Raw genomic sequence first — 14115 nt, 5'->3', positions numbered from 1 at the left:
GCGGAGCAAGTGTTCAGGTGCTCAATTTACTACCTCCGCAGCTCTCAAGGACCGCTTGAGCATCCTGAAGATCGAGCGTCCCGTGGCCGTTAGAGAGACAGCCGAGGAGCGGCATGAGCAGCTCGCAGGCCTGCGCTCCAAGACCCTGTGCTCGCCAAAGCCGGGCCAAACTCACCGCCGAGCGCAGTTCCCACATCTTCGCATCCTGCATGCGGGCGACGTCGAGCGCACGGCGGAAGCACGCCTCGATTTCGGCAGGATCGCACTCTGAGCTCGATGATATGAGTTCGCCCTTGAGCCGATGCAGCTCCGCCTCGCACCAGCGGTTGCCAGTGCGTGCGACAATGGTAAGCGCCTCGTCAATCAAGGTGCTACCCTCGGCAAAACGATCAGCCTTTCCATGCGCCTCCGCGAGTAAGCCCATCGCCCAAGGCGCCGTCATTCCTGACCCGATCGCCTGCATGCCAGCCAACCCGTCTCGCAACCGCTCGATGCCTTCCACGATCAGGCCCCGCTCCGCCAGCACCCACCCCTGCAGGAAGACTCCCTGGGTGTGCCAGAATGGAAATTCGTGTTCGGCCGCGAACGCCAACGCCAACTCCGCCGCCTCTTGCGCCTTGGCGATGTCGCGTCGATGCACCTGCAAAATCGCCGCCCATGTCAGTACATAGGCACGGCTGAACAAATGCCTGAGGCTCGCGGTCATGGCGAGCGCCTCGTCCATCAGTTCCAGCGCCCGGTCATCGTGGCCGAGATACCACAGCGCCATGCCGCCACGGCACAGGCAGATCGGTCCTCCATCCTGTCCATAGAGCGCTAGATGGGCCCGGTGCTGGGCGATGTCGTATTGGCTGATCCCGTGCTCGAAGTGCTTCCATGCCGAGGCGAATTCGCCACGCCAGGAGCAGGTAATGCCCAAAGCATAGGACGCTTCCACCACGAGCACAGGATCCGAGATCTGCTGCGCCAACCTCAGAAGCCGTTCGCCGAGGTCCCGCGCCGCGGAAAGCTCGGACCGCACCGCATGATGAATGGTGAGACCGAGGAGCACCGGGAACAGCCTGGGCGTTTCCTGGATCCGCTCCGCCAGGTTGAGAGCACGGTTGTAGACGCGCTCGACCTCCGGGTGGCCATAGCCCTTTGCGGCGGTAAGCACTCGTCCCATGGTGATCAACAACGTCAGCTCAAGCTCGAGGTGCTCCGGATTCTCGGGCATCTGGGCGAGCAGGTCGAGTGCCTTGGCCAAATGGCCGACGGCCTCGGCATTCGCCGCCCGCTCGTTTGCGTGCTCGGCGGCCCGGTGCCAGAACACGACGGCTTGCGGCAGCTCTCCTGCCTCCGTCAGATGATGGGCCAGGAGCTCCGGCTGAGCGGACACGACATGTGGGGCGAGTTCTTCGAAGACCTGCGCAATACGGCGATGTAGTTCCCGGCGGCGGCTCTTGAGGAGCGACTGATATGCGGCATCTCGGACGAGCGCGTGCTTGAAGCTGTAGATCGCGTTAGGGGGGCTTCCGCGCCGAAAAACTAGCTCAGTAGCAACCAGTTGATCAAGGCTCCGCTGCAGCTCATGCTCATCGAGCACTGCTAACGCCGCAATCAGCTCATAGGAGAACTCGCGCCCAATGCAGGCGCCGATCTGGGCCACCACCTTGGCCCTGCCGAGGCGGTCGAGGCGGGCCATCAGCGAGTCGTATAGCGTTACCGGGATCGCCAGCGGCGGCATATGTGCAGCCAGTCCAAACTGATCGCCGGCCACTCCCAGGAGACCAGATTCGAGCATGGTTTTGGTCAACTCCTCAAGGTACAGCGGTACGCCATCGGTGTTGGCCAGGATGTAATCGAGCACTCCGGCAGGCAGTGCCTTTCCGCCGGTCAGCCGTTCGACCAGCGATTGAGCGTGCACCCGGTCGAGGCGATTCAGGACCACCTTTGTCACGTGCCGGTAACTACGCCAAGGCGGGACGAACTCGGGCCTGTGGGTAATGACCAGCAGCACCGGGAGCTGCCGGATGTGGTTCACGAACAAACCGAACAGCTCAAGGCTACTCGCGTCCAGCCAGTGAGCGTCCTCAAGCACCAGGAGCACCGGCTGCTTCGCAGCCAGTCTGCCAAGCTGGGCGATGAGCACGTCGAAGGTTCGGTTCTTACGCTGTTGGGGCGCGAGATCCAGTATTGGACAGCGGCCAGTGCCTGGAATTCCGAGAAGCTCGGCCAACAATGGGAGCGCTTCGCTCACCTCACCCACCTGTTCCGCGATCAGCGCCTGGAGTTTGGCGAGCTTCACGACCGATGAATCCTCGCGTTCAAATCCCGCTTCCTGTTCAAGCTGGCCAATCACCGGACGAAGCGCGCTGTTGATGTGGTATGGCGAGGCGAAGTAGCGGCGCAACCTGTGTGGTTCTCGAAGGAGACGCTCGCGAAGGGCCAGGGCGAGACGCGACTTGCCGATTCCGGCCTCACCCTCGAGCAGGACGACCTGACCTTCCTTGGCCTTGGCCTGAGTCCAGCGATCGACCAACAATGCGAGTTCCGGGTCACGGCCGACCAACGGCAGCACGGTCGCGTGACCGGCCTCGAAGCGGTCGTCGCTACGCACTTCGCCGAGCACCCGAAACGCTTCAGCCGCCCCGGAAAAACCTTTGATCGGCCGCAGTCCGATGCTTTCGAGCTTGAACTGGCCCCGCAGCAGTGCGCGCGTTGCTTCGGCAATGACCACTGTGCCGGATCCGGCCAACTCCTGTAGGCGGGCCGCCAGGTTCGGCGTTTCACCTACGACGCTGCATTCCTCGGCCTCGCCGGTGCCGATGATGTCACCCACCACGACCAGGCCAGTGGCGATTCCGATCCGAACAGCCAGGTGCTCGCCTGCCGCATCCAGCCGGTCGACGGCCTCAACGACCGCGAGGCCGGCCCTCACGGCCCGCTCGGCATCTTCCTCGTGAGCCTGGGGATAGCCGAAGTATACGAGGACGCCGTCGCCCATATACTTGGCAACAAAACCGTCGTACCGGCCGACGATCTCGGTGGCGCAAGCACGGTACGCAATGATCGACCGCCGTAGGTCTTCTGGATCGAGGCGGGCGGAGAGTGCTGTCGATCCAACAAGATCGCAGAACATCACCGTAAGCTGTCGCCGTTCCGCCTCGCTGTGGATCGGTGACACGGAGGGACGTAGTGCCCCCGTGGGCGGCGGCGACTGCTGAGCCAGAGTCGCGGCCGCCCTGAGAAAACGCTTGCGGTCACCAAGGGACAGTCCGAGCTCCTTGAGGTCGGCATCGGTGAGATCGTCGACGACATCGAGATCGATGCCGTTCTTCAAGAAGGTTTGGCGATACCGCTCAAGCCTGATGCTGGCGAGCCAGTCTCCGATGTCGGGCATGACCTAGCATCCTCTGACATGGTCGAATTCGGATTGCTCTGAGGCGCTTTCCCACGAGTCGAGGATATACAGCTTACACCTGTCGCCCTGATCAGTCCTCATCAATTCAGTCCCACGAGCAGCAAGCGGTCGACCACCAACGCCTTTCCTGAAGGCTCGTCCGGGTTCACGATTAGCCCGCGTGAAGCTAAATTCCCGGAGCGGGAGTGAAAGCATCGGAAATGCTGTGCCCAGTCTGATCTGAGTATCGACAATCCCGATCATCCTCCCTTCACGTTCCACAGCGAAACGAAAGGTTCTGTCGCAAACTGTTTTATAACCCGATTGGAGGTATGTGCTCTCCATCATTTCCGGAGGCACGACATGTTCAAGGGACGCCATTTTGATCGCTCTGTGAGGCACCGTTACCTTAACTGAAGCGTAATTTTGTATGGTGATGGTCAGGGATGACCGATACCCGTCCATCCCTTTACCGTCGTCACCGTTTTCCGCCTGAAATCATCGACGAAGCTGTCTGGCTGTATTTCCGCTTTCCGTTAAGCTTTCGCATGGTTGAAGACATGCTGGCGTACAAAGGCATCATCGTCACGCATAAGACCGTGCGAGAATGGGCGGAAAAGTTCGGTCGCGCTTATGCCAACAAGATACGTCGTCGCCCTGGCGACAAGTGGCACCTGATGAAGTTGTCATCACGACCAATGGCTGCAAACATTGGCTGTGGCGTGCTGTTGATCAGGATGGCTTCGTATTGGAAGTACTTGTCCAGAAACGCCGTGATACCGGGCCGCGAAGCGATTCATCTGCAAACTACTCACAGCCAACGGCTTTGCACCCCGTGTCATGGTCACAGACAAGCTGAAGTCATATGCGGCGGCCAATAGGCAGATCGGACGGCCGCGGCCTGTTGCCTTATCGGATGAAGCGGAGCAATCGGCCGGCCTCCGGCCATTTTCCTCGGCCATTTCAAAATTTGCGACGGAACATCAGATATTGTATTCTCTCTGATCTGCCGGTCACCGGCCATCGGCGCCCGGGAGGGGCCACGGCGGGTTGGTCGCCAGGCTCTTCGGTGGAGGGGGGCGTGGTGGAAGAATCGAGCGTCGGTCTCTATCGCCAGGTCGAGCTGCTGAAGAAGGAGCTCGAGGGGGCGATCGAACAGCAGACTGCGACGAGCGAAATCCTGCGCGTAATTTCGATCTCACCGAGCGACGTGCAGCCCGTCTTCGATGCGATAGCGGAAAACGCAGCGACGCTGTGCGGGGCCGAATTCTGCTTTGTCTTTCGGTTCGACGGAGAGCTTCTCCATCCAGCCGCGTATCATGGCATCGCGCGCGAAGGCATCGACGCGGTGCGTGCCAATTTTCCGCAGAAGCCAAATCGGGGCAATGTAACGGGACGCGCCTTTATCAGCGGTGTCATCGAGCAGATACCCGACGTGTTTGCCGACCCTGATTACCAGATGCGCTTGCTGGCAAAAATCGTGTCCTATCGCAGCGCCATCGGCATTCCGCTGGTACGGAAGGGAAGTCCGATTGGATCAATCGCCGTCACTCGACGCGCAGTCGGGTTCTTTCCGAAGCGGCAGGTCGATTTACTGCAAACGTTCGCCGATCAAGCGGTAATTGCCATCGAGAACGTTCGCTTGTTCAAGGAAGCGCAGGCACGCAATCGCGAGATGACAGAGGCGCTCGAGCAACAGACGGCAACAAGCGAAATTCTGCGCGTCATCTCAACCTCACCTACCGACGTGCAGCCCGTGTTTGACACGATCGCGCTGCGCGCCGCCCGACTATGTGGCGCCCAGTTCTGCCACGTGTTTCGCCATGACGGCGAACTCCTCCACTTCGTGGCGTTTCACAGGCAGGAACCGGAAGGCGTCGAAGCTGTGCGCGCACTGTTTCCGTCCCCACCCAATCGAGGCAGTGCCGCCGGACGGTCTATCCTTAGCCGATCGGTGGAACAGATACCGGACCGGCTTGTCGATTCTGAATATACGGCCCACACCACCCTTAGCGCTCAATCCGCGGACTACCGAAGCCTGGTCGCCGTGCCGATCATGCGCGACGGCAATCCGATCGGAACCATTGTTGTCGCGCGGACCGAGCAAGGAGTATTCCCCGATCGCCAAGTCGAACTCCTGAAGACCTTCGCCGACCAAGCGGGGATAGCGATCGAGAATGTTCGGCTGTTCACCGATCTGGAGACACGCAACCTCGAGCTGAAAGAATCTCTACAGCAGCAGACTGCCACAGCGGATGTTCTTAAGATCATTAGCCGGTCGGCGTTCAACCTTCAGGCCGTCCTTGACACCCTCGTGGAGTCCGCCGGGCGACTGTGCGAGGCTCACGATGCGGCAATATTCCTGAAGGACGGAGATATGCTCCATCTGAGAGCACATCACGGGCCTATTCCGATCGATTTTCCTGGCTGGCCGGTGTCTCGCGATTGGGTTACGGGGCGCGCCGTTGTCGACCGAAGGCCGATCCATGTGCCTGATCTGACCGCCACGCCCAACGAGTTTCCGGACGGCCAGGCCATGGCCACGCGGATGGGGCACCGCACCATTTTGGCAGCACCTCTCCTGCGGCAGTGGGAAGCAATTGGCGGTATAGTCATTCGTCGGACTGAATGTAGACCGTTCACCGAAAAGCAAATCGAGCTTGTCCAGACTTTTGCCGACCAGGCGGTCATAGCGATCGAGAACGTGCGCCTGTTCGACGAGGTCAACGCGCGGACTGGCGAGCTGACGGAAGCGCTTGAGCAGCAGACTGCGACGGCTGAGGTGCTGAAGGTTATCAGCCGGTCCGCATTCGATCTGCAAGGGGTCCTCGACACCCTCGTAACTTCCGCTGCCCGCCTTTGCGATGCGGACATGGCAACCATGACCCGTCCTATGGGTGACGCGCACTATCCTGTCTCCAGCTACGGCTTGTCGCAAAAATTCGGCCAGTATCTTCGGGCTCTTCCCCTGGAGCCGGGGCGCGGCACTATCGTTGGCCGAACCCTGCTCGAAATTCGGCCGGTTCAGGTCGCCGACGTTCTCGATGATCCGGAGTACGAGATGCGCGAGGGACAAAGACTTGGCGGGTTTCGGACTGTACTCGGGGTGCCGCTCTTGCGCGAAGGTAGCCCGATCGGCGTGCTGGCATTAACCCGCTCGACCGTGCGCCCTTTCTCGGAAAAACAGATCGAGTTGGCGTCTACCTTTGCCGACCAGGCAGTGATCGCCATCGAAAATGTGCGTCTATTTCAGGAGGTGCAGGCGAGAACCGAGGAGCTATCACGATCGCTCAATGATCTGAGGACCGCGCAGGACAGGTTGGTCCAGACGGAGAAGCTCGCCTCGCTCGGGCAACTGACAGCCGGGATCGCGCACGAGATCAAGAACCCCTTGAACTTCGTCAATAATTTCTCGGCGCTATCCGTCGAATTGATTGATGAGTTGCAGCAGGCACTTGACGGCGCCCTCGCCGATGGCGTGACGCGCGCCCAGATCGACGAGCTGGCTGCGATGCTCAAGGGCAATCTCGAAAAGATCGTTCTGCACGGCAAGCGCGCCGACTCGATCGTCAAGAACATGCTCCTGCACTCGCGCCAGGGGGCCGGCGAGCATCGGCCGGCCGATATCAACGCCATCGTCGAGGAAAGCCTCAATCTCGCCTATCATGGTGCCCGCGCCGAGAAGCAAGGATTCAACGTCACGCTCGAAAAGTCGCTCGATCCGACGGCCGGAGAGGTTGACCTGTACCCGCAGGAGATCACGCGCGTGCTGCTCAACCTCATCTCCAACGGCTTCTATGCGACGAGCAAGCGCGCGGCTTCCGAGCCCGGCGACAGTTATGAGCCGACGTTGGCCGCAGCAACCAGGAACCTCGGCGACAGCGTTGAGATCATTATCCGCGACAACGGCCCCGGCATCCCGCCGGAGGTGAGGGAGAAAATGTTCAACCCATTCTTCACCACCAAGCCTGCTGGCGAGGGCACGGGTCTCGGCCTTTCCCTCAGCCACGATATCATTGTGAAGCAGCATGCCGGTTCGATCGAGGTGGACACAGAACTCGGTCACTACACCGAGTTTCGCATCCAATTGCCGCGGATGGCCGCTGTCGTCGCAAAGCCGGAGGGCAGATCATGAGCCTTCTTATCCTGGTGGTCGATGATGAGCCGGATATCGAGTTCCTTTTTCGCCAGCAATTCCGCCATGACCTGCGCGCTGGCCGCTACGTCATGGAGTTCGCACAATCGGCGCCTTCCGCACTCGAACGTATCGCCGATGCGGCCGACGTCACGCTCATTCTCATACTGTCGGATGTCAACATGCCAGGGATGAGCGGACTCGAACTCCTCCCGAAGGCGAGGAGCATTCGACCTGACGTGCCGGTAATCATGATCACCGCTTATGGTGATGCGGAAACGAAACGGAGAGCCATGGAAAGCGGCGCGGAAGCGCTGCTCACTAAGCCGATCGACTTCGTCTCCCTGCGAGAAGAAATCGACATGCGAGTTGGGCGCAGCACATGAGCACCAGTATCCTTGTTGTCGATGACGAAACGGACTTGGAAATCCTTCTCATCCAGAAATTCCGCAAGCAAATCCGCGAGGGCACGCTGCGTTTTCTGTTCGCTCACGACGGGGTCGAGGCTTTGGCCGTGCTTGCGGCCAACCAAGACGTGGACATGGTGCTGAGCGACATCAACATGCCACGCATGGACGGTTTGTCGCTGCTGGCGAAGCTTCAGGAGAGGGACCAGGACCTGTCCACGATCATCGTCTCCGCCTACAGCGATATGGCCAACATCCGCACGGCGATGAATCGCGGCGCCTATGATTTCGTGACGAAACCGATCGATTTTCCCGATCTGGAGGCGACGATCGACAAGACGATCCACCACGTGGAGGCACTGCGCGAAGCGCAGCGCCGGCAGACGGCGGCCGAGCAGGCGCGCGCGTCGCTTTCCCGTTACTTTTCGCCCAATCTCGCCGAACGCTTGGCCAGCAGTGCCAATGTCCTCGACCTTGGCGGCACGCGCCGAGAGGTTGCCTCGCTCTTTACCGATCTGACAGGTTTCACTACGCTGGTGGAGACGATCGAGCCGAAGGTGCTCGGGCCGCTCCTCAATGATTACATCGTTGGCATGACCGACATCGTGTTCGCCCATGACGGTACAGTCGCAAAGATCATCGGTGACGCGCTCCACGTGCTTTTCGGGGCACCTTCCGATCAGCCGGACCATGCCAGTCGCGCGGTCGCCTGTTCGCTCGCGCTTGACGCGTTCGCGGGGTCTTTCCGTGAACACTGGAGCAGGAAGGGAATACCACTCGGCCACACTCGGATCGGTGCGCATGCCGGCACGGCTGTGGTCGGCAATTTCGGGGGAGGAAGATTTTTCGACTACAGCGCCTATGGCGACACCATCAATGTTGCCGCGCGTCTGGAAGCAGCCAACAAAACGTTAGGCACCCGTATATGTGTGAGTGGCAGCGTGGCCGCGAAAGCTCGGGGTTTCTGCGGCCGACCCGTGGGCGACCTCCTCCTTAGAGGCCGGTCCGAGCCGATCCGCGCATTCGAGCCACTTGACACCAATAGATGTGCCAGTCCAGAGACACAGGCCTACATTGAGGCCTTCAAAAAACTGGAAGCCTGCGATCCTGGTGCGATTGCTTCGTTCGCCGCGCTGGTCGGTCGCAATGCTGAGGACCGGCTTACCAGCTTTCATCTGAAGCGCCTGCTAAACGGCGAGATCAGCACGACAATCGCCATTTGAAATCCCCAGCCGGATCGGCGAGGTCTAACCATTGTCGCACTGTACATAAACGTAACAATGCGGGCGGGGCGTTGGCGCAAAGCCTGGAACTACGCACTATTGTGGTCGATCTGGAGCATCGCGAGCCAGAAGCAGCCATCACGTCCGCCTTGAATAGATTCGAACGATCAACTCTCCAAAATTCAGCACGAGAGGCTGCGGTTCCGGATGAGCCATTATGCGATTTTCGGAGCACATACTGAGAACATCGGGCGGTTTAGCGCTCAATAGTGGCGATGTTCAATGGGGATAAACGCTCTCCACAATATAAGATTCTCATCGGCGACGGGATCCTGGTCGAGTTTCACAGTGTGGTCGATGCATTGCGCTGCGCGGTCGAAATCCAGCAAGGGGCGACGACAAGATTTGTTCCAAATCATGCACCAACCAGATTCATAGGCTTTTACAAATAGTTACCCCTGGATGGGATGGGGGGAGAATCCCGACCGCTCCTTAGGGTTTTAGAGAAAAATAAGCCTTCTGTGCTTCTTTTTCTCTAAAAATGCGCCGTTATCGTATGATTTGGGAACAAATCTTGTCGTCGTCCCATTCCTGCAAACAAGATCAAGCGAAGCATCAAATCCTGGCGCAAAAAGTGGCGAATAGTCCTTTTAACTGAAGGAGACTGACATGAACGCCACCGCTCTCTCTGCCCATCGCGAGAATGGTCGCGGCGCATCCCAGCGCGTGCTCGACCATTATGCAAGTCACTCGCCCTTCAGCACGCCCGGCCGCCATGCCGCCCTCCTTGATGCGCTGCCGTTCGATCCCGCGAGCGTCGCGCGCACGGTGCAGGGGTTGCTGATTTACGAGCACGTGGCGGAGCCCTTCTATGGCTATCCAATTCCTGACGCACGTCGCGGCGAGAGCCATATCCGGCCGATGGAGCAGATCATCGATGCGCTACTCGAACTCGATGATCGCCCGCTCCACATCGGCCGACCACCGGAAAAGCGCCTGGTCGGCATCTGCCGCCATTTTATGCTGCTTTCGCTCGCGATCTTTCGCCATCACGGTGTGCCCGCGAGAGGCCGCGGTGGCTTCGGCGCCTACTTCAATCCAGGCAAGTTCGAGGATCACTGGGTCTGCGAATACTGGAAGGCGGAAGAGTGCCGCTGGGCACTGCTGGATAGCCAGTTCGACGATGTTTTCGTCCGCAATCTCGCGATCCACCATGATGTTCTTGACGTCCCCCGCGCGCAGTTTTTGACGGCGTCCGAGGCCTGGCGCAGATGCCGCGGCGGCGAACTGAATCCAAATCTGTTTGGTATCGAGTTTTCTCAGCTTCGCGGCCTCTGGTTCATCGCTGGCAGCCTGATCCGCGATCTCGCCACCCTCAATGGCCAGGAAATCCTGCCATGGGACGTGTGGGGCGTACAACCGGCGCCCGATGCAACGCTTTCGGACGAGGAACTCGATTTCTTCGATGAAATCGCCTTGTTAACGGCCGATCCGGATGCGAATTTTGACGCCTTGAAGCAGCGTTTTGCAGAGGATGTGCGGGTGCGGGTGCCTGCAAAAGTCTTCAATGCACTTCGTCAACGCGAGGAGAGAGTATTTGAGGGCTGAGGTGGAGCGCGGGGTCGTGTCGGGAATGCAGACGCCAGTCGAGAGTTTTAGAAGGTCTGTTGTCGTCCATTATCCCCTCCTTTCACTTCGAGGTGAACCAATAAAGGACACATATGGTTCCAGCGCTTTCGCCAGCAATTCGAGTGGCTGCGCTCAAGAGCTACACGTCGTATGCCCCGTCGATCCCAGATCAGAACTATCACTCTTAGGTCACTTCAATTTTTCCGACGGCAGCGCCCCGCTGCGATGACTTTGGCGATCTCATTCCCGAAACCGTGAGCACTTAGATGCCGATTTGCTTGCGATGTCAGAATGCAGAAAACTCCTGTGCCAACAACAGTGGAGGACAGACCGTCCATTTGATTTGAAACGCGAAAAGCTCCTTTGTCGCGCTGCAGTTAACCAAGGTCTTCCTCAAAGTGTGAGGCAATTGTCAGAAGATAAAATCACCCTCGTCAAGGGGAGAAGCGACACCATACAGGGCAACGCGGAAATCCGCCGCTCCGTCGCCATTTTCATCGATGAGCACTCGGGTCATGTCGTTCTCGAGAACAAGGCCCACCTCTCCGGCCTTGCCAGTGAGATTTCGATAGCCAATGAATGTCAGGTCAAGTGGCTCAGCATTGGCATAATCTCCGTAAAAGCCGCTGAGATCGATCTTGTCGCCCCCGGCCGTATCAAAATCCCGAATTGAACTGAAGCTTTCGTTACTGTACGCGAAGACAAAGGTATCGGCCCCATCGCCACCGTAAAGCTCGTCGCCACCATCGCGATCTTCCAGAGTGTCATCTCCGGCAAGCCCCGCCAGCTTGTCAGAGCCGCGATTGCCCGAGAGATGATTGACACCGTCGGTGCCCACCAGAGCGTCGCCATCAAAAGGGCTTCCGATCGCGTTCTCGATGCCGATGAGTTTATCACCCGTCGCATCAGCCCCTTGTGTGAGGCCGCTATTGAGATTGACCACTACGCCTCGCTCATTATAGGAGTCGCCGGAGTATAGAACCGTATCCATTCCCGCGCCGCCCTTTATGTAATCGCCACCTTCTCCGCCCCAGAACGTATTGTCGTTGGCATCGCCGATCAGCGTATCAGCATACTCCGTTGCATCGACGTTCTCGATGTTGCTGATCGTGTCTTCCAGGAAATCGCCGCGCAAGACGGTGCCCGCTGCAAGGTCGACCGTCACGCCTCCATGTTGGAGTGTCTCATCCCCAGGCAAAGTGTAGAATCCCAGAAGCCGGATCGTATCGCTGCCGCCTCCGCCGTCGATCTGGTCACTTCCTACACCCGGATCCAGATGATCGTCACCCGCCCCGGCTTCAAGGACATCGTCGCCGTAAGAGCCGTAGAGGCCATCATCGCCAGCTCCGCCTCTTATGGCGTCGTTGCCGTGGCCACCATCCAGAACCACACCTTTGTCGTTGCCGATCAGTGTGTCATCGAGTTCGCTGCCAAGCACCCGCTCGATGTTGCGGAGAATGTCGCCCTCGGCTTCACCCCCTTTGCCAAAGCCGGCAGCCAGATCGACCCGCACACCCGCCGACGAATTCTCGTAGATGGCGCGATCATTATCGCCTATTCCGCCGTCCAGTACGTCGGCGCCAGCCCCCCCTTCCAGTTTGTCATATCCGATACCGCCAAGCAGAATGTCATCACCTGTCCCGCCGACGAGCACGTCATTGACGGCGGTTCCGATCAGGAGGTCGTTGCCATCGTCTCCCGACAGGTCGCTGCCCTGGCTATTGCTTGGGAGATACCCGCCGGTCAGGGCCGTCTGTCCGCTGATCAGGGTGTCGTTGCCGGCACCGCCCTGCAGCATGCCATAACCGGCGATGAGGGTATCGTCGCCATCGCCGCCGTCGAGCAGATCGCGATCCTCGTCATTGTTGCGGCCGCCCGTGAGCCAGTCGTCTCCATCACCGCCATAAAGACTATCGGACCCCGCACCACCATCCAGGAAGTCATCGCCACCAAGGCCGTTGATGGTGTCCTCGTCCGCAGTGCCAACCAGATCATCATCCCCCTCGGTGCCGTCGATAACTGTAGCCAAGGTGACCTTATCTGTCGCAGTAAGAACGGATGAATGCCGTATGTGTGCTTCCCACCAACGATCATCAATCGGATTGGGGTCCAGCAAGTAAAAATCTGTCGACGGGGAATTCTTCGGCAAAGCGACCATTGCTCATTCTCCTTTGGCCAAAACCTGGATTTTATGTCGATGGGGAATTGCGATGCCATGTGTGTTGATTGTTTAAGGTAGCATGTATGTCGCGGTTGCCACACCCGAAATCTGCCCCACTTACTCGATTTGAATTTTCTGCTTTGCAAAGCACTTGGACTTAACATATTGTTTACGTTAATATTTTTTGCCAAATTGCACCTAAGTGCCGCTTCGCTTCATCTCTTCGGACTCTAAATGCAACAAGCTGGGCACGGCCATACAGGTTGATACAGTCGAACTCCACCACAACATGCAATGCGCTTCCCGCGGCGCCCAAACGCCCGATTTCCTTGTATTTCGGGCGTTCTGTCGCCTGTGGAGAAGCCCGCTTCTCCTATTATCGGCATTTTCAAACGACCGTTTATCCATGACTACGCACATCCGGCACGTGCTTCCTCGAATATGTCGTTTTAACGCAATTTCATCGACATATCGAATGCTGGCAGAACTTCGCTTTTCAGGCCAACTCATTCCCCAGGGATTCCTGATCAGCTCCCCCTTTCGCGAACTGGTTGGTGCAGGACGGCACGCTCGCGCAACCGCCGAAATCCTATTCCCGCAAACTTGCGGAACTCATCTTCGTCATTCCGTTTTGCCAACTCGGGTCCCTTGCGTACGGCGGGATTGCCAAGCGGCAAACCGCCTCCATTTGTCTGAATGTGCTGAAGAGCTACTGAGAGATTCAAGTCGGGCCGCGAGAAGCAATACATCAACCCCACACTGCTCGGCCTCCTATCCGATCAAGCAAGCCACGGGCGCCTGACGTACTTGACAAGGCGTCATGGGCACGAGAACGCAGCCGTCTCTCCGATCTTTGACCAATGGCGACGTGATCACCAATCGTACAGGGTATACGGCCGGAGTGTCCAATGCAGGAAATGGCGCATGTTCTCAACCGTAGGCACAAAAAAATTGGTCGGTCGATTTCTCGACAGGCGCGTAGACCCGGCGGATCCAGGACCGACAAGCCCTCAACCCGCCACACCCAGAGTTCGGCTGATAAATGCTGCAGGTGTTGCCAGTGCCAGCCCGGACCCGACGTTTCGCGACATCGCGAAACAATTCGGGCGATACACAAAAACACCCACGGGTCCTCACGCCGGGGAAACGTCCTCGGTCAAGCATCAAGGAATTTCGGC

General features: G+C 58.7%; 7 protein-coding genes and 1 pseudogene. 6 read left to right on the top strand and 2 right to left on the bottom strand.

Annotation, left to right across the window (positions count from 1 at the left end):
• Positions 1–13: 13 nt before the first annotated feature.
• The gene (locus CU102_RS22350) at positions 14–3382 is read right to left on the bottom strand and encodes an AAA family ATPase (RefSeq protein ID WP_106713309.1); all 3369 of its coding nucleotides are present in this window, start codon (positions 3380–3382) and stop codon (positions 14–16) included.
• A 446-nt stretch (positions 3383–3828) separates the two neighbouring features.
• Here CU102_RS22350 and CU102_RS22340 point away from each other — a divergent pair.
• The 5 genes and pseudogenes from CU102_RS22340 to CU102_RS22320 all read left to right on the top strand — a co-directional run.
• Positions 3829–4270, top strand: a pseudogene (locus tag CU102_RS22340) (IS6 family transposase); the annotation flags it as partial.
• Between the two features lie 193 nt (positions 4271–4463).
• Entirely contained in the window at positions 4464–7517 is a 3054-nt protein-coding gene (locus tag CU102_RS22335) for a GAF domain-containing protein (RefSeq protein ID WP_245425476.1), read from the top strand.
• Positions 7514–7903, top strand: coding sequence for a response regulator (locus CU102_RS22330; RefSeq protein WP_106713306.1), 390 nt, complete (start codon positions 7514–7516; stop codon positions 7901–7903). Before CU102_RS22335 ends, CU102_RS22330 begins: the two co-directional genes overlap by 4 nt.
• Positions 7900–9147, top strand: a complete 1248-nt coding sequence (locus CU102_RS22325) for an adenylate/guanylate cyclase domain-containing protein (protein ID WP_106713305.1) — start codon at positions 7900–7902, stop codon at positions 9145–9147. The genes CU102_RS22330 and CU102_RS22325 overlap by 4 nt, the downstream gene beginning before the upstream one ends.
• A 669-nt stretch (positions 9148–9816) precedes the next feature.
• Positions 9817–10755 carry a transglutaminase-like domain-containing protein gene (locus CU102_RS22320; RefSeq protein ID WP_106713304.1) on the top strand — a complete coding sequence of 313 codons (939 nt, stop codon included), beginning with the start codon at positions 9817–9819 and terminating at the stop codon, positions 10753–10755.
• A gap of 433 nt (positions 10756–11188) precedes the next feature.
• Here CU102_RS22320 and CU102_RS22315 read toward each other — a convergent pair whose 3' ends face one another.
• Positions 11189–12934: a calcium-binding protein gene (locus tag CU102_RS22315; protein ID WP_106713303.1), complete on the bottom strand. Its 1746-nt coding sequence runs from the start codon at positions 12932–12934 to the stop codon at positions 11189–11191.
• A 557-nt stretch (positions 12935–13491) separates the two neighbouring features.
• On the opposite strand from CU102_RS22315, the gene CU102_RS31160 reads away from it, so the two are divergent.
• Complete coding sequence (locus CU102_RS31160; protein WP_425351590.1) at positions 13492–13653, top strand: hypothetical protein; 162 nt, start codon at positions 13492–13494, stop codon at positions 13651–13653.
• The last annotated feature ends 462 nt before the right edge of the window (positions 13654–14115 follow it).

This window comes from Phyllobacterium brassicacearum (assembly GCF_003010955.1).
Taxonomy (GTDB): Bacteria; Pseudomonadota; Alphaproteobacteria; order Rhizobiales; family Rhizobiaceae; genus Phyllobacterium; species Phyllobacterium brassicacearum.
This window is presented reverse-complemented; position numbering and strand designations above follow the sequence as displayed.